Here is a 22,826-nt window from a genome sequence, read left to right on the forward strand (position 1 = left end):
AGGAGCAGGTGATGAACCAACAAGAATTGCTTCGCCGTCGTCAGACACTGCTGGAGAAAATGGCTCCCGCCAGTGCGGCGATTATTTTTGCCGCGCCGGAAGCGACGCGCAACGCCGACAGTGATTATCCTTACCGTCAGAACAGCGACTTTTGGTACTTCACCGGTTTCAACGAACCCGAAGCCGTGTTGCTTCTGGTTAAAAGCGATGAAAAACATCAGCATAGCGTGATTTTCAACCGCGTGCGCGATCTCACCGCCGAAATCTGGTTCGGACGCCGTCTCGGACAGGAAGCCGCCCCGGCGAAACTGGGCGTCGATCGGGCGCTGCCTTTTGGCGAAATCGACACGCAGTTGCATTTACTGCTTAACGGTCTGGATGTGATTTACCACGCCCAGGGCGAGTACGACTATGCCGACAGGCTGGTGTTCACGGCGCTGGACAGGCTGCGTAAAGGTTCCCGTCAGGGATTCATCGCCCCCGCGACGCTGACGGACTGGCGTCCGTGGGTGCATGAAATGCGGTTATTCAAATCTCAGGCGGAAATCGACGTTATGCGCCGCGCGGGCGAAATCACCGCGCTGGCCCATATCCGCGCCATGGAGAAATGCCGTCCCGGCATGTTTGAGTACCAGCTTGAGGGCGAGATTCACCATGAGTTTACCCGTCACGGCGCGCGCTACCCCTCGTACAACACCATCGTCGGCAGCGGCGATAATGCCTGCATTTTGCACTACACCGAAAATGAATCGCAGATGCGCGACGGCGATCTGGTGCTGATTGACGCCGGGTGCGAGTATCGCGGCTACGCGGGGGATATTACCCGGACATTTCCGGTGAACGGCAAGTTCACCGCCCCGCAGCGCGCCATCTACGACATTGTGCTGCGTTCTCAACTCAGGGCGCTGGAACTGTTCGCGCCGGGCCGCAGCATCCGTGAAGTGAATGAAGAAGTGGTGCGGGTCATGGTCAGCGGGCTGGTGGGGCTTGGGATCATGAAAGGCGAAGTGGAGCAGTTGATGGCGGAACAGGCCCATCGTCAGTTCTTTATGCACGGACTGAGCCACTGGCTGGGGCTGGACGTGCATGATGTTGGCGATTACGGTTCAACGGATCGCGGCCGTCCGCTCGAACCCGGCATGGTGCTCACGGTCGAACCCGGTTTGTACATTGCCCCTGACGCCAGCGTTCCTCAGCAATATCGGGGCATCGGTATCCGTATTGAAGATGACATTCTGATCACCGAAAACGGCAACGAAAACCTGACGTCCGGCGTAGTGAAAGACGCCGATGCCATTGAAGCGTTAATGGCGAACGCGGCCGGGCAATGATGGCCGGCGCGAACCGTTTAGAAAAAAGCGGGATAACCATCATCAGGACAAGAAAATGACGGTAATGATTGTCGGCGGCGGCATGGCCGGCGCGACGCTGGCGCTGGCGATATCCACGCTGTCGCAAGGAAAAGTGCCGGTTGAGCTGATTGAAGCGCAGTCGCCGGGCGATCGTCGGCACCCGGGGTTCGACGCCAGAGCCATCGCGCTGGCGGAAGGCACCTGTCAGCAGTTGGAAACCGTCGGTATCTGGCAGGCGCTGGCGAGCTGCGCCACGTCGATAACTCACGTACACGTCAGCGACCGCGGTCATGCCGGTTTTGTGAATCTGCAAGCATCGGACTATCGTGTGCCGGCATTGGGACAGGTGATCGAACTGCACGAAGCCGGACAGCGGTTATTCGCCCTGCTGCAACAGGCCCCCGGCGTTCGCCTGCACTGTCCGGCCACCGTGGTTTCCGTTGCCCGCACTCGGCATGACGCCACCTTGACGCTGGATAACGGCGCGACGCTGACCGGGCAACTGCTGGTCGCCGCCGACGGCTCGCACTCCATGCTGGCTCAATCCTGCGGCATCCAATGGCGGCGGCAGGACTATGATCAGATCGCGGTCATCGCCAACGTCACCACATCGGAAGCGCATCGGGGCCGAGCGTTCGAACGCTTTACGCCGCATGGCCCACTGGCGCTGTTGCCGATGAGCAAAGGACGATGTTCGCTGGTCTGGTGCCATGCGCAAAACCGGCAAGCGCAGGTCGATGGCTGGAGTGAGGCCGAATTCCGCCGGCGGTTACAGTCGGCGTTCGGCTGGCGCTTAGGCGCTTTCACCCATATTGGCGAACGCCGCAGCTATCCTTTACGCTTACTAACCGCCAGCGAGCATATCCATCATCGTCTTGCGCTGGTGGGCAATGCGGCGCAAACGCTGCACCCGATTGCCGGACAGGGCTTTAATCTGGGGCTGCGGGACGTGATGTCGCTGGCGGAAACGGTGGTGGATGCCGCCAAAAACCGGCAGGACCCCGGCAGCTATCCGGTACTCAGCCGCTACCAACAGCGCCGTCAGCCCGACCAGCATGCGACGGTGGCGATCACCGATGGGCTGGTCAGGCTGTTCGCCAACCGCTATCCCTCGTTGGAGATTGGCCGCAATCTGGGTCTGATGGCCATGAATAATTTGCCGCAGTTGCGCGACGCATTTGCCCGCCGCACGCTGGGCTGGGTGGAACGTTAAGTTCACCGATCAACACAACAGGAAGAGAGCTGAATGCAATCATTCGACGTGGTTATTGCCGGAGGCGGCATGGTGGGTCTGGCGTTAGCCTGCGGCTTACAGGGCAGCGGTCTGCGGGTCGCGGTGCTGGAAAAACAGCCGCCGGCGCCGCGCGCGCCCGGCACAGAACACGCGCTGCGGGTCTCCGCCATCAATGCCGCCAGCGAATGCCTGCTGCGTCATCTGGGGGTGTGGGAAAATCTGGCCGCACAGCGCGTCAGCCCCTATAACGCCATGGAAGTCTGGGATAAAGACAGCTTTGGCAAAATCAGCTTCAGCGGCGAAGAATTTGGCTTTTCGCACCTCGGGCATATCATCGAAAACCCGGTGATTCAGCAGGCGCTGTGGCAACGCGCCGCCCAGTTAAGCGATATCACGTTGCTGACGCCGGCCGCCTTAAAACAGGTTGCCTGGGGAGAAAACGAAGCCTTCATCACCCTACAGGACGAGAGCATGCTCACCGCCCGTCTGGTTATCGGAGCGGACGGCGCCCATTCCTGGCTGCGCCAACATGCGGATATTCCCCTGACCTTCTGGGATTACGGCCATCACGCGCTGGTTGCCGCCGTCCGCAGCGCGTCGCCCCACCACTCGGTCGCGCGCCAGGTGTTTCACGGCGACGGCATGCTGGCTTTTCTGCCGCTGAGCGATCCGCATCTCAGTTCGATCGTCTGGTCGCTGCCGCCCGATCGGGCGCAGGCCATGCTGTCGCTGCCGGTAAGCGAATTTAATCAGCAGGTGGCGATGGCGTTCGATATGCGTCTGGGGCTGTGCGAACTGGAAAGCGAACGCCAAACCTTTCCCCTGACCGGGCGCTACGCCCGGAGTTTTGCCGCCCATCGGCTAGTGCTGGTTGGCGATGCCGCCCACACCATTCATCCTCTGGCGGGTCAGGGCGTCAACCTCGGTTTTATGGACGTGGCGGATCTGATTGCCGAGCTGAAGCGCCTGCAATCACAGGGCAAAGATATTGGCCGGCACCTCTATCTCAGGCGCTACGAGCGTAAACGCAAGCACAGCGCCGCCGTAATGCTCGCCGGCATGCAGGGTTTTCGCGAGCTGTTTGACGGCGAGAATCCGGCCAAAAAACTGTTGCGCGATGTCGGTCTGGTGCTGGCGGATAAACTGCCCGGCATTAAACCCACGCTGGTGCGTCAGGCGATGGGATTGAACGATCTGCCGGACTGGCTGGATGAAAGCAGGTAAGCCCGCACCGCCAAACAAAACGGCGGGCGGCGAAAGTAACTACTTGGCTTTCTCGTAACGCGACACGCGATCCAGATAGCCCATGACAAAAGCGGACAACACGAATGTCAGGTGGATAATCACATACCACATCAGCTTGTTGTCGGGAATATTGCGCGCATCCATAAAAACGCGCAATAAATGGATAGAAGAGATCGCCACGATCGACGCGGCGACTTTATTCTTCAGTGAGCCGGAGTCCATCTTGCCAAGCCAGTTCAACTTCTCCCGGCCGCTGGAGATATCCAATGCCGACACAAAGTTCTCATAGCCGGACAGCATCACCATCACCAGCAACCCGCCCACCAGCGTCATATCGATCAGCGACAGCAATGTCAGCACCACATCGGACTCCGCCATGGCAAAAACATTCGGCAGGACATGGTAGACTTCCTGGAAAAATTTAAGCATCAGCGCCAGCAGGCCAAGCGACAACCCCAGATAAATCGGGGCCAGTAACCAGCGCGACGTGTACATCATATTTTCAATAAAACGTTCCATAACTCATCATAGGCAGGTGAAACAGCCAGCAATAATAGCGAAAAGTCTCTGCGCGGTGTTAATCAATTCTCGAATCCTTCAGATCTCCCGTCTCCACCGTTTTTCCCGGCTCATCCGCGGGCGAACCGGGCGATGGATAAAGCTTTACGCATCCGGCCCTACGCGCACCACCAGCTTGCCGAAGTTGCGCCCCTGCAACAGCCCGATAAACGCCTCGGGAGCGTTATCCAATCCTTCAACGATCTGTTCCCGGTATTTGATCTTTCCTTGCGCCACCCACGGCTCTACGGCTTGCCAGAACTCACCAAACCGCGGGCCGTAGTCGTCAAAAACGATGAATCCCTGCATCCGGATACGTTTTTTCAAAATCGTGCCCGCCAGCAACGGCAGGCGATCCGGCCCGTCAGGCAAGCCGGTCGCGTTATAATTGGAAACCAATCCGCATACCGGAATACGCGCAGAGGTATTCAGCAGCGGCAACACCGCATCAAATACGGCGCCGCCGACATTTTCAAAATAGATATCAATCCCCTGCGGGCAAGCTTTTTTCAACTGTTCGGCAAAATCCGCCGCACGGTGATCGAGACAGGTATCGAATCCCAGCGTTTCAAGCGCATAGCGGCATTTTTCCTCGCCGCCGGCCACCCCGACCACACGACACCCTTTCAGCTTGCCGATTTGCCCGACCGTCGCCCCGACCGGCCCTGTCGCCGCCGCGACAACCACCGTTTCCCCGGCCTTGGGTTGGCCGATGTCCATCAGCCCCATATAGGCGGTGAAGCCCGGCATCCCCAGCACGCCCAGCGCATAAGAGGGATTTTTGGGCGTCGGCCCCAGATTGGTTAATCCGCGACCGTCGGAAACGGCATAGTCCTGCCAGCCGCTGTAGGCCTGCACCCAGTCACCGACGTGATAATCCGGGTGTTTCGAGGCCGCCACCCTGCTGATGGTCGCCCCGACCATCACCTCTCCCAGCTCAACCGGTTTGGCATACGACGGCGCGTCGCTCATGCGTCCGCGCATATAAGGATCGAGCGACAGAAAAACCGTGCGCAGCAGCACTTCCCCTGTTTTTACCTCTGGAATCGGCTGCTGCTCCAAACGGAAATTATCCTGCACAGGCGCGCCATGCGGACGCTGCGCCAATACGATGCGGCGATTGTTGTGAACGGTTTGCGACATGACTGTTTTTCCTTTGAACCAAGAGGATGAACAAAATAACCTGTTTGACAAAATATTAGCCGACTTTAATCAGTGATTCGAAATAGGTGAACCGACGCACGGTTATTTTATCGTCTGATCGATAGAGTCTATTACGCTCGCAGAACGTCGACCGAACGATCGCTGATGCGTCAGTATGTTCTATTCATTGCAATAACGTAGCGCATATACTTATTTAATTTACATAGCATAGTTATTATTTTAATTCGTTATAATATTTATAAAATCGCCTGATAACCGCTGATTTCAAAAAAACGGATTTACATAAATATACATTTAGAAATAATAAATAACCATTGTTCCTCTAGCCGGCATCATTATTTTCACATTACGCTTTTCCTGCTATCAATATAAAATCGATCATATTTATTGATAGGTGTATTATCCCTGCCGAATAAGAACCTACCCCGATAGATAACACTGCACTATGTGGATGGGTTCTTGATCGCTTTCAATCAGTTATGTGGTTAATTTAACAACAAAATGTTTGACTGGATTTGATTCCGCGCGCGATTTTGCACGGAATTAAACCTGTTACCAGGTTATTTAGGGAGAATAGTATGCAGTTACGAACCACAAAGGAAAAAATCCTGATAGCGCTGCTCGTCGGGATAATTGCCGGCCTCGTTTGCGCACTTGCCAAGTTCGGCTGGGAAATTCCTTTTCCGCCAAGAACGCCGCTGCGAGACATGACTAACCCGCCGCAGGAATTATTACAACAGCTCGGCATGTCTTATGAAATGTCGCACATTACCTACCTGTATAATGGCAACGCAAGACCAATCATGAGCTTTATCATGCACTTTGGTTTTTCCATTACTTTTGCCGTGCTGTATTGCGTCGTCGCTGAGTTCAATCCCAAAATCAAACTCTGGCAGGGTGCGTTTTACGGCCTGGTTCTCCACGTCGTATTCCACGTTTTCCTGCTGCCGCTGTTCGGCACCGTTCCGGCGCCGTGGGATCAGCCGTTTGCGGAGCATTTCTCTGAACTGTTCGGCCACATGTTCTGCTTCTGGCTGGTGGAAATCGTGCGCCGCGACCTGCGCAACCGCATCACCCATGCGCCGGATGCTGAAGTGCCGCTTTCCGAAGCGACCCGCTAATTTCATCTCTTCATACGACACCGGCCGCCTCAACAACAGGCGGCCGTTTTTTCTTCCGGCCTGAATCGCTCTGCTTTCCACACACTTCCGGCAGGCACGCTTTCTTCCGTTATATACTTTTTTGGCATTAAAAAGTATTTTTTGTACTTTTACACCGTTCCTCCGCCTCCCTACATTTACAGCAACATAAGATGGGCTAATGTAAAATTTCAAGGACTCAGGGAATGGAAAAAAATCATCAGCAACGCCGATTTCCGACGGCTAAACTCCTCACCGCAGGCGCTTTCTCACTGCTTTTCACCCTAAACCCCAGCGCATGGAGCGCAGACGACACGGAAAAACCGGTTCAGGGCGGCATACTGAATGTCGGGCTGGGCAGCGACACCCCCATCATTGATCCGCACATTACCGCCTACGGCGTGACGGCGCTGATCGCCCGCAACGTGGTGGACTCGCTGGTCGGCCAGGCGGAGGACAACCGTTTTACCCCCTGGCTGGCGGAGCGCTGGGAAATCAACGACGACAATACCGAATACACTTTCCATCTGCGCAAGGATGTGACCTTCAGCGACGGCACCAAACTGGATGCCGAAGCGGTGAAATATAATCTTGAGCGCATTCTCGATCCGAAAACCACCTCCAGCTATGCCAAATCGCTGTTAGGGCCGATCGACAAGATCACCACGCCCGACGACTACACGGTAGTGATCCATTACTCCTCTTCGTTCGCACCGCTGTTGCAAGGACTGAGCCTGCCGTATCTGGGCATCCAGTCGCCGACCTACCTGAAGAACACGCCGAACACCAGCAATACGGTAGTGGGATCCGGGCCGTTTATTCTGGACTCCTTTGTCAAAGGCAGCGGCAGCAAGCTGAGCAAACGCGCGGATTATAACTGGGGGCCGGGTTATGCCAAACACACCGGCCCGGCTTATCTGGACGGCATTACCTTTAAATATCTGCCGGAAGCCTCCGTCAGGTTGGGCGCGTTGACCAGCGGCCAGATTCAGGCGATTGACGCCGTTCCGCCGGCCAATTACCCCGCGGTGAAAAAGAATCCGCGTCTGGACGTGCTCACCTATGAAAACCCGGGCGTCAACCGCGTGCTCTACCTGAACACGACGAAAGGGCCTTTCCAGGACGTCAAGGTTCGCCAGGCGTTCCAGAACGCGGCGGATACCGCGACGGCGGTGAAAGTCTCCTTTTTCGGCACGCTGAAAGCGGCGGATAACGTTGTCGGCCCGGCAACGCTTTATTACGATCCCACGGTGAAATCACGCTGGGGATTTGATTTGCAAAAAGCCAACCAACTACTGGACAGCGCAGGCTGGAACAGCAGAGACAGCGCGGGCTATCGCCTTAAGGACGGCAAACGCCTGACGGTCACGTTCGTTTATGCCACGACAAACGTTGAGGCCGCCGACGTAACGCTGTTCCAGGCGATTCAGTATCAAGTCAAGCAGGCCGGATTTGATCTGCAACTCGATCCGGTTGATGCCGGCGGGTTTACCAGCCGAACCAATGCCAATGAATACGATATCGCCTCCAACTTTTTCGTCCGCGCCGAACCCGATATCCTGCGCACGGTGTTTGACTCCGCCTATGCGCCGCCTAACGGCAACAATTTCACGCGCATCAGCGCACTGGATGAAAAGCTGAGAAAAGCGGTGGGCGCCGGCGACGCCGAGCGTAAACAACTCTATACCGATATTCAGCATGAAGTTATCGATCAAGCCTATGTCCTCCCGGTCTATATTCCGGCTTACCAGCTTGGTTTGTCGAAGCAGGTACAGGGAATAAACTGGGCGACCAATGCTAAACCGAACTTCTATGATGCCTGGATTAAACGCTAATCTGGCGGGGATCGGCAAACGTCTGTTAACCATTCTGGCTGTGCTCTGGGGCGCGGCCACATTGACGTTTATCGCCGTTAAACTGATCCCCGGCGATCCCATCGCGATTCTCAGCGGCGGCGACAACGTGGTGGACGACGCCTATCGGGCGGCGCTGACCCGGCAATTCGGCCTCGACCAGCCGCTGTGGATGCAGTACCTGCGTTATTGCGCCCAGGCGTTGCAGGGTGATTTCGGCATCAGCTACCAATATCGGCAACCGGTGCTGTCGGTCATCCATGACGCCATGCGCGAAACGCTGCCGCTAGCGCTCGGCGGACTAACGCTGGCGCTGGCGCTGGCTATTACCAGCGCGCTGATCACCGCCGGGCGCTACCATCAACTGCGGCGTCTGGTCTCCTGGCTGGAGCTGACGCTGCTCAGCACGCCGGTATACTGGATCGGGATTGTTCTGCTGAGCATCTTCAGCTTTCATCTGCAATGGTTCCCGGTCACCGGCAATGACGGTCCGATCTCACTGGTGCTGCCGATCATCACCCTCAGCCTGCCGATTGCGGCGCTTCTCAGTCAGGTGCTGCGCGACGGGCTGGAAGAAGCCCTGTCCCAGCCGTTTGCCCTGACGGTGCGCACCCGCGGCGTCAGCGAAACCCGGCTTAGAGTCCGCCACGCGCTGCGCCATGCGACGCTGGCGGCGTCAACGCTGACCGGTACGCTGCTGGCCAGCGTGCTGGGCGGATCGGTACTCACCGAAACGGTATTCGGACGCGCCGGCATCGGACAGATTACGCTGCAAGCGATTGGAACCCGCGATATGCCGCTGGTGCTCGGCGTGGTCATGCTGTCCGCGCTGCTGTTTGTGTTGATTAACCTGTTGGTGGATGCTTTATACCTGATTGTCGATCCCCGTTTGCGCAAGAAGGCGAACGCCCATGAGCAGTGAATCTATGATACTACCGCGCACACGCCGTCACCCGAGCTATCGCAACCCCTGGCTTTCCCCGGCGACGCTGTTGCCGGCGGCGATGGTCTTTCTGCTGGTGCTGGCGGTATTTTTCCCGTCGCTGTTTACCAGCCGTGCCGCCGATGAAATGGATCTTGGCGCGGTTCTGCAACCGCCGAGCGGCGCTCACTGGTTCGGCACCGATACGCTGGGACGGGATATCTTTGCCCGGGTGATCCACGGCACCTCGCTGTCGCTGAGCATCGGCGTCGGCGCCATGTTGATCGCCTGTCTGGGCGGCGTGCTGTTCGGCACGCTGTCGGTGCTGGCACCCACGCCGGTGCGCCAGACGCTGGTGCGTCTGCTGGATATCATGCTGGCCTTTCCCGACCTGCTGTTGGCGCTGCTGGTGATCGCCGTGTTGGGGCGAGGCCCGGAAAACACGCTGCTGGCGGTCGGTCTGGCCGGGATTGCGGGCTATGCGCGGCTGGTAAGATCGCAGGTGCTTCAGGTGCGGCTTTCGGGTTACGTGGAACACGCCATCGCGCTGGGAGAGCGCCCGCTGTACATCGTCGTACGGCATATCATTCCCAACACGCTGCGACCGTTGCTGATCGTCGCCACTATCGGCGTCGGACACGCGGTGCTGTCCGCGTCCGCGTTGAGTTTCCTTGGATTAGGCGTGGTTCCTCCCACCGCCGAATGGGGCGCGTTACTGGCCGACGGCCGTAATTTCCTGGATATCGCGCCGTGGGTCAGTCTGTTCCCGGCGACGGTGGTGGCGCTTTCCGTTATCGCCATCACGCTATTGGGACGACGTTTACAAACCATTCTGGCAAAAGGCGGGGCATCATGAGTCATCACCTTACCGCGCCCGCCGGACAACCGCTGCTGAACGTACGGGAGCTAAGCGTGACGTTCCCCGGCGGCGGACAAGGGCCGGTGGAGTCGGTAAAAAACCTCAGTTTTCAGGTTAACGCCGGTGAAATACTGGCGCTGGTCGGCGAATCAGGCTCAGGGAAATCGGTCACCGCCCGGTCGCTGGTCGGGCTGGCGGGGGAACATGCCGACGTTCGCGCCACGGCCCTCGATCTGCTGCGCCATGACGGCAGCCGCTGCGACCTGCGTTACCTGACCGATCGCGACTGGCGGCATATCCGCGGCCGCGAGATTGGCTTTATTTTGCAGGATGCGCTGGTATCGCTCGATCCGTTACGCAAGATCGGGCAGGAAGTGGCCGAACCGATCCTCACCCACCGCTTGCTGCCGCGCACGGAGATTGCCGGACGGGTCGCGGCGCTGCTGGAGCAGGCAGGGATCCCCGACCCGGCTAACCGAGCCGCCCAGTATCCGCATGAACTCTCCGGCGGCTTACGCCAGCGGGCGCTTATCGCTTCCGCTCTGGCCGGCGGCCCTCAATTGCTGATTGCCGATGAACCCACCACGGCGCTGGACGCCACGGTACAGCAGCAGGTGCTAAAGGTGTTTACCGCACTGGCGCGGGCCGGTCACGGCGTGCTGCTGATCACTCACGATCTGGCGGTGGTCTCGCAGGTGGCCGACCGCGTGATGGTGATGCAAAACGGATCGCTGGTCGAATCCGGCACGGTCGGTCAGGTGCTTTCCGCACCGAAACATCCTTATACCCGCCGTTTGCTGGCGGCGATCCCGACCGCGGCAACGCGCGGCGACTGGCTGGCGGGTGAAAATCCGCTCCACGATCTTCCTGCCGGCGTTTTGTCATCGGTCGCCGCCTCCCATGGCGAAACGCTATCCGACACCGCTCTGCACGTGGATCAGGTATCCGTTGCCTTTACCCGCCCCGACGGCAGCCGTATGGATGCCGTCAACCGGGTATCGCTGGAAGTGAAACGTGGGGAAACGTTGGGTATTGTCGGCGAGTCCGGCTCGGGAAAAACCACGCTGGGGAAAATTATTCTGGCCTTGCAAAAACCGGATCGCGGCGAGGTACGGCTGGCGGAGCGCCCCTGGAGCGCCTTGCCGGAACATGAACGCCGCCCGCTGCGCGCCCGTATTCAGACCATCACCCAGGATCCGCTCGGCTCGTTCGATCCGCAATTTACCGTGGCGCAAATCCTCCGGCAGCCGCTGCGATTACGCCGCGATCTCAGCCAGGCGGATCGGCAACAGCGCATCCTGACGCTGCTGACGTTAGTCGGGCTGACGCCGGATCTGCTGTCGCGACGGCCGACGGCGCTTTCCGGCGGCCAGCGGCAGCGGGTCTCGATCGCCCAAGCGCTGGCCTCCGAGCCAGACCTGCTGATCTGTGACGAACCGGTTTCCGCGCTGGACGTCACCACCCAGGCGCAAGTATTGGATCTGCTGGTGGCGCTACAACGTCAGTTGCAGCTTTCCATGCTGTTTATCTCCCACGATCTCGGCGTGGTGCAACATATGAGCCACCGCATTGCGGTGATGAAAGACGGTGAAATCGTGGAAACCGGCGATGTCGAGCAGATATTCAGCCAACCGCAGCACCCTTATACGCGGCTGCTGCTGTCGACGGTGAACTAGCCGGACGACTGACGAGTTGGAAACGCGCTTGATAACAGCCGCCCCCGACGTTGGCTTGCCGACCAATCAGAGGGGTGTTCAGCAGGCGTTTGGCGAACGCCAAACGCCTGCCATCAGCCAACCGGCAACGCGGCTATACCGACGCGGGCAGATAGCCGGCGGATTCGTTGACGTGGAACTTATCCACCGTGCGAGACAGTTCCTGAGCCTGATCGCTCAGCGACTTCGCCGCCGCCAGCGCTTCTTGCACCAGCGCCGCATTCTGCTCCGTGCTCTGATCCATCTGAGATACCGCCAGGTTGACCTGCTCAATCCCCGAACTCTGTTCTGAGCTGGCCGAGCTGATCTCGCCCACCATTGCAGTCACCCGCTGTACGCTCTCGACGATCTCGCTCATGGTATCGCCGGCGCGCTTCACCAGCTCCGTGCCTTCGCCGACTTTGGATACCGAATCATCAATCAGGTTTTTGATCTCTTTCGCCGCCGATGCGGAACGCTGCGCCAGAGTACGGACTTCACTCGCCACCACGGCAAAACCCCGGCCTTGTTCGCCGGCACGGGCCGCTTCCACCGCCGCGTTCAACGCGAGAATGTTGGTCTGAAACGCAATGCCGTTGATAACGCCGGTGATATCCACGATCTTGCGTGAAGAAACATCAATGGAATCCATGGTGTCGACCACCTGTTTAACCACCGATCCGCCGCGTACGGCCACATCCGAGGCGGACACCGCCAGTTCATTGGCATGCCGCGCATTTTCGGCGTTCTGCTGAACGGTAGCGGTCAATTCCTCCATCGCGGCGGCCGTTTGCTCCAGCGCGCTGGCCTGCGACTCGGTGCGCGATGACAGATCTTCGTTGCCGGAAGCGATTTGCGCCGAAGCGGTAGCGATTGAGTTAGTGCTCCCGCGCACCTGACTCACCAGATGTGAAAGATTGTCGCGCATGATGCGGATAGCATACAGAATGCTGGTCTGGTCCCCGGCGCGCGTCTGCACGTCGACCACCAGATTGCCGTCGGCGATTTGCCTGACCACATCCACCGCGTACTGCGGCTCGCCGCCCAACTGGCGCAACAGCGTACGCAACATATTCCATGCCAACGCCGAAATAATCAGCAGCAATACGACGCCGATGGACAGCAGGATACCCGCGTTACGCCAGAAAGCCTGCTGAATATCGTCAATGTAGTCGCCATAGCCGATGGTCCAGTCCCAAGGCTCGAATTTGATAACGGCATACAGCTTCTCAACCGGATCCTGAGTTCCCGGACGCGTGCCGTTGGCGATCACCGTACCGATTGTCTTGCCCTCCAGCGCTCCACGATAGCGTTCTCCGGCCTCTTTGCCGCCGTTGGCATCGACGATGCCCACGCGTTTGGGGTTGGGATGGACATAATTAATGTCATTGGTGAAACCGCGCACGAAGAAATAGCGATCGCCCTGATGAAAACTGCTGATGGCGCGTTTGGCTTCACTTTGCGCCGCTTCAGACGATAACTGACCGGTCTTTTCAAGATCGTAGGCTTTTTGTGCGGCGGCATGGGCGAGCTCTACCAGCGTCGAAAGCTGGCCGGTACGCTCCGTCATCATAGATTGGTACAGCGTGTTTAATGCAACCGCTGACAGTACAATTAACCCCAGTAATGTTGTTCCGCATAACAGAACGATGCGTGTTTGTAATTTCATGGCGTCAGTTCCCTGCTGAATTTTTAGGATTATTCTTAGTATGAAAATCGCACTATACATTAAGGCTGTGTGTTACGCCATATTCAGCGACGAGATCGGCGGCAGGGCGAGAGAGGCGCCGCAAAGAGCAGGATTGATCCAGACGGTTTCACCGGCGGAGGCGCATTAAAACGCCATCACCGCCTGTAAAAGGTTGCGCGCATAAGGGTGCCGCACCTGCCCCAGCGTCGCAATATCATCGACCCGTTCAATGATATTGCCCTGCTGAAGAAAAATTACCCGCTGGCACAGATAAGTAATCGCGGTCAGATCGTGACTGATAAACAGATAGGTCAGACCCAACTGACGGCGCAAGTCCGACAGCAAATCAAGGATCTGCACCTGCACGGTCACATCCAGCGCGCTGACCGCTTCATCCAGCACCATAAAATCAGGTTTGCCGGCAATGGCTCTGGCGATACAAACCCGCTGCATCTGCCCGCCGCTGAGCTGGTGCGGAAAACGTTCACAGACATCCTCCGTCAGCCCGACCTGTTCCAGCAACGTAATCACCTGCCGCCGCACATCGTCACGCCGGGGGGTTCCCTGAACCAATAACGGCTCGGACACAATGCTCAACACGTTCATAAAAGGGTTGGCCGACGAGGTGTAATCCTGAAAAACCGCGCTGACCCGCAAGTGTCTTTTACGTTGCGATTGCCAGAACCGCCGCGGCGCGTACAACTGCTGATCGCCCAGCCTGACCTGCCCGCTTTTAGGCGCCTCCAGCCCCAGTAAAATACGCCCCAGCGTACTCTTACCGCTGCCGCTCTCGCCGATAATGCCCAGGCACTCGCCGGCTCGTACGTCGAACGACACGCCGTTGAGTACCGGTAACCATTTGGCGGCGCCATCCTGGGAACGATAGCCGTGATGCACGTCGTTCACTTCAACCAATGTGTTCACTTTCTACCTCCCGACGCGGCCTTTCCCGATCGTTTTGCGACATATCGACCAGTGTCTGATAACGCTGCTGCAACGCCTGACGCGACGCCACCAGATAGCGGGTATGTTGATGCCGAGGCTGATGCAGCACCTGCCGAACATCGCCCTGTTCCACCGCACACCCTTGATGCATTACCAGCACCCGGTCGGCAATGCGATTGACCACGCCGAAATCGTGCGAAATAAAGATCATGGTGGTGCCCAGACGTTCGCGAATCGCGCGAAATTCCTCCATGATGTCGAACTGGGTCACCGAATCGAGCGCGGTAGTAGGCTCATCAGCGATCAGTAATTGCGGCTCCAGCGCCAACGCAATGGCAATCATGACCCGTTGCAGCATCCCGCCGCTGATCTGGCTGGGGTATTTATCAAATAACCGCGTGACATCACGCAGCCGGACCAGTTCCATCATCTCCAGCGCCATCTCGCGGGCGTCGCGCCTGTTCAGCGCCAGATGCGTCCGAAACGTCTCCACCATCTGGCCGCCGAGCGTCTGTAAGGGATCGAACGCGCTCATCGGATGTTGCAGGATCATGCCGATAGTTTTACCCCGCAGGCGACGCATCGCCTCCGGCTCCTGCGCCAGCAGATCCGATCCATTCAACCAGGCCTGTCCCGACTGGGTAAACGGCGCGCCCAGCAGCCCCATAAGCGCACGGCAGGTCAGGCTTTTACCGCTGCCGCTTTCGCCGACGATGCCAAGACAGGCGTGGCGCGGCAGCGCGAAAGAAATATCATGCAGCAGACCACGCCCCCCGGACTGAAGCCCGACCCGCAAATTCTCTACCCGTAATAGATCGCTCATCAGTGAGACTCCCGAGGGTCAAACGCATCACGCAAACAGTCGCCCAGCAGATTAAATGCCGCCACCACCACCAAAATCGCCAGCCCCGGCGCCAGCATTTGCGTCGGATGGCTCATCATCACTTTCTGCGCTTCACTCAACATCGTTCCCCACTCCGCCGTCGGCGCCTGTACGCCCAACCCGAGAAACGACAGCGCCGAGATATTCAGGATCACCCAACCGGTATCAAGCGTCGCCAGCACCACGATCTCCGATAGCGTATTCGGCAACAGATGACGCCGCAGGATAAACCACAGCGGCGTACCGCTGGCGCGCGAAAACAGGATATAGTTTTTTTGACCGTGCTTGATCACGATCCCCCGGATCATGCGGGTGTACCATGCCCACTTCACCAGAATATTAGCCAGGATCACATTAACGATCCCCACGCCTAGGATCCCGACAATCGCCAGGATCATGATCTGGCTGGGAAACGACAGCATGATATCGCAGCAGCGCATCATGACTTCATCCAGCCGGCCGCGAACATAGCCGGATAAAAAACCAAACACGCAGCCAATGACAATGGTGATCGCCATCGTAAGCAGCGCCAGAAAAAGCGTGGTCTGCACGCCGAACATCAGGCGCGACAACACGCAGCGCCCCAGATGATCGGAACCCAGCGGGAAGCGCGCGCTAACGTCGGCATATTTGCGCGCAATATTGATTTTATTGGGATCATTAGGCGCCAACCACGGGGCAAAAATACCGATAACCACCACGGCGATAATCACCAGCAGGCAGAGCAGCGCGACCTTATCGCGCAATAGTTTGTGCGAAAAATGCATATTATCCCTCTTGCCGCAGAGCGGGATCCATCCAGCGCTGAACGATATCCACCAGCAAATTACATATTACAAACAGTACCGCCATCATCAGGATATAGGCTTGGATCACCGGATAATCACGATTGAAAATCGCCGAAATACATAACCGGCCGACCCCCGGCCAGGCAAAGATATTTTCGATAATCACCGTGCCGGCCAGCAATTGCGGAATACTCATCCCCAGCGCGGTAATACTGCTGTGCAGCGAATTCTTCAGGACGTGGCGCAGAATGATGCTTTTTTCCTTCAATCCGCGGGCGCGCGCATAGTACACATAATACTGCTGCATATTTTCCAGCATATTATTGCGGATCAAGCGGATATAGATTGCCACGTAAACCATGGACAGCGTGACGGCAGGCAGAATGATATGGGAGAACGTGCCGCTGCCGCTGGTCGGCAACAAATCCCACGATAGCGCAAACCACCAGATAAGCAGCAGCCCGAGCCAGTAACTGGGCATTGCCGTTCCGAGGAACACCAGCGTGCGGATCAGACGATCGAAAACGCTGTCTTTATAGACGGCGCTCAATACCCCCAGTGGAACGCTGACGCACAGAATAATGACCAGAGACAGCGCGGCAAGCTCCAGCGTCGCCGGTAAACAGCGGGCTAGCTCATCCAGCACCAGGCGATTGTTGATGTAGGAATAACCGAAATCCAGCCGCACGGCATCATATAGCCAATAGAGGTAGCGGATCAGAAACGGACGATCCAATCCCAACTGCTGACGCATCTCGGCGATGGACTCCGGCGTCGGAATAATTTCATTCACCCGCAGCGCGACTTCCGCCGGATCGGCTGGCACCAGATTCAATAACAAAAAAGACAGGAATGAGATCCCCAGCAAAATCGGTAACGTCAGCAGCAAACGACGACAGAGATATCTTTTCACACAACAACCTATAATTTCGCAGATCCGGCAATATAGAGAAACCGCAAGCGGCATGGCTGGGATCTATCCGTTACCCGCAACCCACGCCCACAGGCGTCTGTCGACAGATAACGGATCTATCAGGGCTTAGTCGCGGTACATGCGATCAAACGGGATCTCAAATTGCGATGGATTGAACGCGACGCCTTTCAGGCTCTTCACATGCACCGCCCGGTTACGTTCATAGGTCAGCGGAATATAGACCGCCTCTTCATGCAACGTGGTCAGTACATAGCGATACAGTTCCTGCCGCTCTTTCTCATCGGTGGTGATCAACGCGCGCGTAATGCTGCTATCAATCTGCGTTTTCTGCGTCAGTCCCTGTTGCGCCGCGTAATCGCCATAGACCGGCAATTTCATGCCAGACAAGAACGACTGCGGATCGTAAGGCGTTCCCCAGGAGATGTTGAATACGATATCGAATTTACCGGCTTTCTGACGGTCGCGATATGCCTGTTCCTCTTCGCCATGCAGTTTGAGTTCGATACCCAGCTCAGCGAATTCATTTTGCAGATATTCGGCGATAACCTTCTGTGAAGCGGTATTACTGTCATAGTAAATTCCAACGGACAGCGGTTTGCCCTCTTTCTGCCGCCAGGTTTGCCCGCTTTTCTGTTGCCAGCCTGCCGCATCCAGCAGTTTTTTTGCCTGATCCAGATCGTAGGCATAAGGCTTGAGATCGATATTGCTGTACGGCACATTTTTCGCCAGCAGCGTATCGGCAGGGACTTCACTGCCGTTAAAAATCCCTTCCGCGATATCAACTTTATTTACCGCATGTTGCAACGCCTGACGTACACGCATGTCCTTCAGATTTTCCGACGTCGTATTCATCAACAGCATTCGGGTCGAAACCGGCTCAGACAGTTGGGTAGTAAATTTTTTGTCTTTGCTCAGCCGTTCAAAAGCATCGGCATCGATCATATTTTTACCGTAAATCAGCTCGATTTCGCCTTTCTGCAAAGCCAGCAAGCGGGTTTGCGTATCCGGGATGACTTTCATCACCACCTTTTCCAACTTCGGCTTTTCGCCCCAGTAAAGAGGATTGAGCGTGAATACCGCATATTCGTCGGTTTTGTGTTCGCTCATCACGTAGGGGCCGGTGCCGATATACGCGTTCACCCCGTGCCGGGTTCCCCCTTCTTTCATTGCCGCGGGAGAAATAAAACGCATCGGCCGGGTAACCGCCAACTCAATCAGGAAAGGGTAGTAGGCTTCTTTCAAGGTAAAGCGCAGACGATGTTCATCCAGCGCTTCAACCTTATCAATGATGCGCACCATCTCCAGCCAGCCATGACGTTCGCGGTTATCCAGTATCGCATCGATATTCTGTTTCGCCGTCTGTGCGTTGAATGCCGCGCCATCGCTGAATTTGACATCGGAACGCAACGTAAAGGTATAGACCTTACCGTCCGCCGACGTTTCCCATTTTTCAGCCAGCCAGGGTTCAATCCCTTGCGGCGTGACCTTGACCAGTGACTCATACAACATGTTCTGCGCCCAGATCTCACCGGAATAAATATGCGGATTGAGATCGCGGGTATCGCGGAAATTGGCAAAAGTCAGCGACTGAGGCTCCTGTGCGACGACAGAATTGGCGAATACAGGGGAGAGGCAGAGCAGCAGAGAGGTAACGAGACGACGGGATTTGCTTTTCCCGTCATGAAGAGCATTTTTCAATTTATACATAGTAATAATCCATTTACCTAAAAAGCACCAAAGCGCGGAAAAAAATCAACGTAAAACAGGCCATATTTTATCCATAAGGCCGTTCAAATGATACTGATTATCGTTTAAGAAAATATGATTTAGCGCAGAGAAATTGAACGACATCCATGCTTGACATCGGCTTAATACCAGGCAATTTCCGCACAATAGGTTTTGAGGGAATAACACTCTAATTTTTCATGTAGATACCGCTATAGCGCGTTACGAACTTCGGCTTTTGGACGAAGCAGAGAACGCCAGAGTGCCTTGAGCGCCCTGACTCGCCGGCAAAGAGGACGAGCGGCGGCGTATATCGTCGATAGCGGGGATCTGAGATTTATCGCCTGTTTTCGCTTACCGGGGCAACCCTGACGAAAGCAGGCGACGGGGGGATTTAAAGACTTAGCAGGCATCCACCAACGCGAGATTCTGACGCAACTCCGATACCGGAATTTCCGTCCTTTCTCTCTCAATCTGGAAACGGGTCACGGACTGTTGCAGGTTGGCAACCTGTTCTTGCAGAGAACTGGCGGATGTCGCGACTTCCGATACCAGGGTCGCATTCTGCTGGGTCGCCGTATCCATTTGATTGATGGCTATATTAATCTGCGAAATTCCCCGGCTCTGTTCACCGGAAGCCACCATGATCTCACCCATGATATCCACGACCTTTTTCACATCCGTCAACACCTCATCCATGGTTTTACCGGCCACTTCAACCAACCCGGCACCTTTATCAATCCGGCTGAGCGAAGCATCGATCATAGTGCCGATCTCTTTCGCCGCCGTCGCGCTACGCTGGGCCAGTGTTCTCACTTCGGACGCCACCACAGCAAACCCTTTACCATACTGACCGGCTCGGGCAGACTCCACGGCCGCATTCAGCGCCAGTAGGTTCGTCTGGAAAGCAATGCCGTCGATCACGCCGACAATATCGGAAATCTTGGCGGAACTCTGTTTAATCGAGCGCATGGTATCGACCACTTCCGATACGACATCACCGCCACGGGACGCGGAATCAGAAGCTTGCTGCGCCAGGTCATTCGCTTTGCGAGTGTTGTCCTCGTTGTTTTTCACCGTCGCCATGATCTGTTCCATGCTTGATGCGGTTTCATCCAATGAGGCGGCCTGTTGCTCTGTACGGCTGGAGAGATCAATATTGCCCGATGCTATCTCTTCCACCCCGATACCGATCGCGTCCGTCCCGTTGCGCACCACCAACACCATGTTTTCCAGCCCGTCGCGCATGCGCTGAACCGCCGAAAACAGCTGGGCAATTTCATTTTTCCCGCGGATATCAATTTTGGCCCGCAGATCGCCTTCGGCGATACGGTCAAAAACCGCAATCGCCTGATTCAGTGGCTTCACCACCAGATTCGTCACGATGGACCAGGTCAGCGCCGCCAGCAGCACGGAGCATGCAATGGCGCTATACAAAATGACTTCCATGCTTTTAACACGGTCATTAGAATCATCGTAGGAGTTATCAATGCTCTGTAGTTTGTAACTCACCAGCGCTTTGGACGATTTATCAAATGCGGCGTAGAGCACCGTGGACTTACCGGCGCGTTGGCGATATTCATCCAGATTTCCGGCTTCAAGCGCGGCAACGCCGGGTTCGATAAAGGTTTTCATCAGGGTGTCGCGATTCGTGGCCATCTCTGATGAAATAACTCTTTCCTGCTCGGATTGCGGATACGTCAGATATTGCCGCCATTTCCCATTGGCGCCATTAATTTTGTCTTTAGCCCGTCCCAACGCCACCTTGGCTGCCTCGGTGTCGCCTTTTCCCATCAGCGACTCATAAAGACGTAAATCCAGCCGGGCACGCAGCAATAATTCAGAACTTTCGTTCAGCGCCACCAGCCCGGGCAGAACTTCTTTATCGACCTGCCCGAATGATTTATTTCCCGATTGAAGAGCGACTAATCCCAAAACGCCGACGAAGAGCAATAATGCGGCTAATGAAAAAACCATAATACTGAGTGCGGTACGGATCTTTATCTTGCGAAACATAAACTATCCTTATTACCTGATAAATGAAAAAAGGATGAACATTTCCCCTAACCGGAGCCATTTAGTTATTCACATACAACCGCAATAAAAATAAAATAAAGAAAAACCCCAAAAGAATAATGACCGACAGAAAAAATTTTTATGCCGGTCAATAATGATTACTTATTATTCATGAGATGGATTTTTTTCTAAAAAATCTTTCAGTTTATCTTTATAAAACCTCGCTGACATCATCGTGCCATGCCCGCTGGTTTCTTTACTGGCAGGGATCAGAAACACATCAGCTTGCTTTATTTTCTTTAGCTCATTATCCAATATTCCTGTTTCAACAGGATTACGTTCATCATCTTCAGAATTAATAACCAAAACCGGGGCTTTAATTTTCCCCAATTCCGGTTCCGCATTATAATTGGCGGACGAACCCCAAATATAAATAAAGTCATTCGCATCGCTGGTTAACGGAGCAGCCAGACGATCTTCCACCAGCTTATCGGCTTGAGCACGGGTCGGCGCTTTATTCTGGTAAGCCAGCGTCCCACCGGTAGTGGCAATGCTGAACATAATGCTGGCCGTCTTCAGCGCCGGCGGTTGCTGTGTGTAATTACCATTATTCCAAGCCGGATCATTTTTGATGGACTCAATTAATATGCGCCGCATCATCCAGTTACGACCGGATAATTCATTCGGCAATGATGCCATCGGCACCAGCGCATCCATCATGTCTGGGTGTTTTTCACCCCATATCCAGGTTTGCATGCCGCCCATGGAATAACCCATTACCAGGCGCAAATGTTTAATGCCCATTCCCTCTTTTAACAAACGATATTGCGCTTCCACCATATCGTTATAATCATATTGAGGAAATTTCATCCGTAATCCATCAGAGGGTTTAGATGATTTTCCGGACCCAATACTTTCAGGCATAATAATAAAGTATTTACTGCTATCCAACGCCTGGCCGGGACCAAACAACTCCCCGCCGAAACCATTTGCCAACAATGCCTTAATCGGCTGATTGGTTCCGTGCAGTAATAAAACGGCGGGTTTGTTGCGATCGCCAATGGTGTAATAGTGAATTCGGAGATCCTTAAGTTTCTCTCCACTATTGAACGTGAACTCGGGAACAATCCAATCGGCTTCTTGAGGAGACGGGAAATTGGCCTGTGCGTGCGTTAAGAGTGACAACGTTAACAGAAATGCACCCATCAACCCTAGTACTATACGGTTATCCATAAAACAACTCTTTGGAAATCATGGAATATGAAAGCACTGATGTTAATGTTTTTTAGGAAAAATCCCAATATGGTAAGCGTGCTAATAATGAAAAAAATATTATTATCTAATAGTTTTATTTATGACAAAACATTATATAACCAGTTTTTAATACAATGAGATCTCTGACATTCATGCCTAATCCTTTTGCCTGAACATCCACGCCGACAGTCTGATACACAACGAGCCAGTTCATCGACGCACCACTGGCACGCTATTACGCTTAACCCGCTCCCGACAGCAGCAACCGGTCATTGCATCAAATCAGGATTCAATGGGATTACAATCGCCAGCACTGATGTGAACCCTGATATCGCAACAACAAGAGTAAATATCATGACCCTCCGGCATCGTCCCCGTCACCAGCTTATGCATCGCATACTGCCGTTCTTCTTCCGTTATCGGGTTCAGCACGTTGCCGTTTTCATCCGTCAGGTTGGTGTTGGTATGCAACGATGCCATCGAAACTCCAACATCTTGCAATCCCTTCGGCGCAATAGCGTTTAGGTTGAAGTTGTTATTCTCCACAACAATTACTTAAGATTTTTTCTAC

Annotated in this window: 19 protein-coding genes; 8 read left to right on the forward strand and 11 right to left on the reverse strand. The window is 55.3% G+C overall.

What is annotated here, in order from left to right:
* Positions 1-11 precede the first annotated feature (11 nt).
* Genes pepP through ubiI form a run of 3 tightly spaced genes read left to right on the forward strand, consistent with a single transcriptional unit; the run spans position 12 to position 3,810 of the window.
* Positions 12-1,331 (forward strand): Xaa-Pro aminopeptidase, encoded by a 1,320-nt coding sequence (pepP, locus tag HOY33_RS11000; RefSeq protein ID WP_172290253.1) that lies wholly within the window; start codon positions 12-14, stop codon positions 1,329-1,331.
* Positions 1,332-1,386: 55 nt separating this feature from the next.
* Positions 1,387-2,565, forward strand: a complete 1,179-nt coding sequence (gene ubiH, locus HOY33_RS11005; protein WP_172290254.1) for a 2-octaprenyl-6-methoxyphenyl hydroxylase — start codon at positions 1,387-1,389, stop codon at positions 2,563-2,565.
* A gap of 33 nt (positions 2,566-2,598) precedes the next feature.
* Positions 2,599-3,810 carry an FAD-dependent 2-octaprenylphenol hydroxylase gene (gene ubiI, locus HOY33_RS11010; RefSeq protein WP_172290255.1) on the forward strand — a complete coding sequence of 404 codons (1,212 nt, stop codon included), beginning with the start codon at positions 2,599-2,601 and terminating at the stop codon, positions 3,808-3,810.
* 39 nt (positions 3,811-3,849) lie between these two features.
* Here the strand turns inward: ubiI and HOY33_RS11015 are convergent, their stop codons facing one another.
* Together HOY33_RS11015 and HOY33_RS11020 are read right to left on the reverse strand one after the other, a co-directional pair.
* Positions 3,850-4,350 (reverse strand): TIGR00645 family protein, encoded by a 501-nt coding sequence (locus HOY33_RS11015; protein ID WP_172290256.1) that lies wholly within the window; start codon positions 4,348-4,350, stop codon positions 3,850-3,852.
* A 144-nt stretch (positions 4,351-4,494) separates the two neighbouring features.
* Entirely contained in the window at positions 4,495-5,532 is a 1,038-nt protein-coding gene (locus tag HOY33_RS11020; protein WP_172290257.1) for an NADP-dependent oxidoreductase, read from the reverse strand.
* Between the two features lie 599 nt (positions 5,533-6,131).
* Between HOY33_RS11020 and HOY33_RS11025 the strand changes: the two genes are divergently transcribed.
* From HOY33_RS11025 to HOY33_RS11045, 5 genes are all read left to right on the forward strand, one after another.
* Positions 6,132-6,674, forward strand: coding sequence for a DUF1440 domain-containing protein (locus tag HOY33_RS11025; RefSeq protein ID WP_172290258.1), 543 nt, complete (start codon positions 6,132-6,134; stop codon positions 6,672-6,674).
* 224 nt (positions 6,675-6,898) lie between these two features.
* Complete coding sequence (locus tag HOY33_RS11030) at positions 6,899-8,527, forward strand: ABC transporter substrate-binding protein (protein ID WP_172290259.1); 1,629 nt, start codon at positions 6,899-6,901, stop codon at positions 8,525-8,527.
* The gene (locus HOY33_RS11035) at positions 8,505-9,467 is read left to right on the forward strand and encodes an ABC transporter permease (protein ID WP_172290260.1); all 963 of its coding nucleotides are present in this window, start codon (positions 8,505-8,507) and stop codon (positions 9,465-9,467) included. The genes HOY33_RS11030 and HOY33_RS11035 overlap by 23 nt, the downstream gene beginning before the upstream one ends.
* Positions 9,457-10,323 carry an ABC transporter permease gene (locus tag HOY33_RS11040; RefSeq protein ID WP_172290261.1) on the forward strand — a complete coding sequence of 289 codons (867 nt, stop codon included), beginning with the start codon at positions 9,457-9,459 and terminating at the stop codon, positions 10,321-10,323. Before HOY33_RS11035 ends, HOY33_RS11040 begins: the two co-directional genes overlap by 11 nt.
* Entirely contained in the window at positions 10,320-12,002 is a 1,683-nt protein-coding gene (locus tag HOY33_RS11045; RefSeq protein ID WP_172290262.1) for an ABC transporter ATP-binding protein, read from the forward strand. The genes HOY33_RS11040 and HOY33_RS11045 overlap by 4 nt, the downstream gene beginning before the upstream one ends.
* Before the next feature lie 133 nt (positions 12,003-12,135).
* Here HOY33_RS11045 and HOY33_RS11050 read toward each other — a convergent pair whose 3' ends face one another.
* From HOY33_RS11050 to HOY33_RS11090, 9 genes are all read right to left on the reverse strand, one after another.
* Positions 12,136-13,689, reverse strand: a complete 1,554-nt coding sequence (locus tag HOY33_RS11050) for a methyl-accepting chemotaxis protein (RefSeq protein WP_172290263.1) — start codon at positions 13,687-13,689, stop codon at positions 12,136-12,138.
* A 165-nt stretch (positions 13,690-13,854) separates the two neighbouring features.
* On the reverse strand, positions 13,855-14,634 hold the full coding sequence (locus tag HOY33_RS11055; RefSeq protein WP_172290264.1) for an ABC transporter ATP-binding protein: 780 nt from the start codon (positions 14,632-14,634) through the stop codon (positions 13,855-13,857).
* Positions 14,618-15,478, reverse strand: a complete 861-nt coding sequence (locus tag HOY33_RS11060; RefSeq protein WP_172290265.1) for an ABC transporter ATP-binding protein — start codon at positions 15,476-15,478, stop codon at positions 14,618-14,620. Before HOY33_RS11060 ends, HOY33_RS11055 begins: the two co-directional genes overlap by 17 nt.
* A complete protein-coding gene (gene opp1C / locus HOY33_RS11065) occupies positions 15,478-16,305 on the reverse strand; it encodes a nickel/cobalt ABC transporter permease (RefSeq protein WP_172290266.1) in 828 nt (275 codons plus the stop codon). The genes HOY33_RS11060 and opp1C overlap by 1 nt, the downstream gene beginning before the upstream one ends.
* 1 nt (position 16,306) lies before the next feature.
* Positions 16,307-17,239 (reverse strand): nickel/cobalt ABC transporter permease, encoded by a 933-nt coding sequence (opp1B, locus tag HOY33_RS11070; protein ID WP_172290267.1) that lies wholly within the window; start codon positions 17,237-17,239, stop codon positions 16,307-16,309.
* Positions 17,240-17,365: 126 nt separating this feature from the next.
* Positions 17,366-18,967: a nickel ABC transporter substrate-binding protein gene (nikA, locus tag HOY33_RS11075; RefSeq protein WP_172290268.1), complete on the reverse strand. Its 1,602-nt coding sequence runs from the start codon at positions 18,965-18,967 to the stop codon at positions 17,366-17,368.
* Positions 18,968-19,387: 420 nt separating this feature from the next.
* On the reverse strand, positions 19,388-21,001 hold the full coding sequence (locus HOY33_RS11080; RefSeq protein WP_172290269.1) for a methyl-accepting chemotaxis protein: 1,614 nt from the start codon (positions 20,999-21,001) through the stop codon (positions 19,388-19,390).
* A 165-nt stretch (positions 21,002-21,166) separates the two neighbouring features.
* Positions 21,167-22,234 (reverse strand): alpha/beta fold hydrolase, encoded by a 1,068-nt coding sequence (locus tag HOY33_RS11085; RefSeq protein ID WP_172290270.1) that lies wholly within the window; start codon positions 22,232-22,234, stop codon positions 21,167-21,169.
* A 303-nt stretch (positions 22,235-22,537) separates the two neighbouring features.
* Positions 22,538-22,735, reverse strand: coding sequence for a hypothetical protein (locus HOY33_RS11090; RefSeq protein ID WP_216660474.1), 198 nt, complete (start codon positions 22,733-22,735; stop codon positions 22,538-22,540).
* Positions 22,736-22,826 lie beyond the last annotated feature (91 nt).

The organism is Brenneria sp. hezel4-2-4 (assembly GCF_013155275.1).
Taxonomy (GTDB): Bacteria; Pseudomonadota; Gammaproteobacteria; order Enterobacterales; family Enterobacteriaceae; genus Brenneria.

Excerpts from the sequence above, each read along its gene's own strand:
- HOY33_RS11025 (WP_172290258.1), top strand. The coding sequence starts at position 6,132 with ATGCAGTTACGAACCACAAAGGAAAAAATCCTGATAGCGCTGCTCGTC.
- HOY33_RS11045 (WP_172290262.1), top strand. The coding sequence starts at position 10,320 with ATGAGTCATCACCTTACCGCGCCCGCCGGACAACCGCTGCTGAACGTA.
- HOY33_RS11060 (WP_172290265.1), bottom strand. The coding sequence starts at position 15,478 with ATGAGCGATCTATTACGGGTAGAGAATTTGCGGGTCGGGCTTCAGTCC.
- pepP (WP_172290253.1), top strand. The coding sequence starts at position 12 with ATGAACCAACAAGAATTGCTTCGCCGTCGTCAGACACTGCTGGAGAAA.
- opp1C (WP_172290266.1), bottom strand. The coding sequence starts at position 16,305 with ATGCATTTTTCGCACAAACTATTGCGCGATAAGGTCGCGCTGCTCTGC.
- HOY33_RS11085 (WP_172290270.1), bottom strand. The coding sequence starts at position 22,234 with ATGGATAACCGTATAGTACTAGGGTTGATGGGTGCATTTCTGTTAACG.
- HOY33_RS11035 (WP_172290260.1), top strand. The coding sequence starts at position 8,505 with ATGATGCCTGGATTAAACGCTAATCTGGCGGGGATCGGCAAACGTCTG.
- HOY33_RS11040 (WP_172290261.1), top strand. The coding sequence starts at position 9,457 with ATGAGCAGTGAATCTATGATACTACCGCGCACACGCCGTCACCCGAGC.
- nikA (WP_172290268.1), bottom strand. The coding sequence starts at position 18,967 with ATGTATAAATTGAAAAATGCTCTTCATGACGGGAAAAGCAAATCCCGT.
- ubiH (WP_172290254.1), top strand. The coding sequence starts at position 1,387 with ATGACGGTAATGATTGTCGGCGGCGGCATGGCCGGCGCGACGCTGGCG.
- HOY33_RS11050 (WP_172290263.1), bottom strand. The coding sequence starts at position 13,689 with ATGAAATTACAAACACGCATCGTTCTGTTATGCGGAACAACATTACTG.
- HOY33_RS11080 (WP_172290269.1), bottom strand. The coding sequence starts at position 21,001 with ATGTTTCGCAAGATAAAGATCCGTACCGCACTCAGTATTATGGTTTTT.
- HOY33_RS11015 (WP_172290256.1), bottom strand. The coding sequence starts at position 4,350 with ATGGAACGTTTTATTGAAAATATGATGTACACGTCGCGCTGGTTACTG.
- HOY33_RS11020 (WP_172290257.1), bottom strand. The coding sequence starts at position 5,532 with ATGTCGCAAACCGTTCACAACAATCGCCGCATCGTATTGGCGCAGCGT.
- HOY33_RS11090 (WP_216660474.1), bottom strand. The coding sequence starts at position 22,735 with ATGGCATCGTTGCATACCAACACCAACCTGACGGATGAAAACGGCAAC.
- HOY33_RS11030 (WP_172290259.1), top strand. The coding sequence starts at position 6,899 with ATGGAAAAAAATCATCAGCAACGCCGATTTCCGACGGCTAAACTCCTC.
- ubiI (WP_172290255.1), top strand. The coding sequence starts at position 2,599 with ATGCAATCATTCGACGTGGTTATTGCCGGAGGCGGCATGGTGGGTCTG.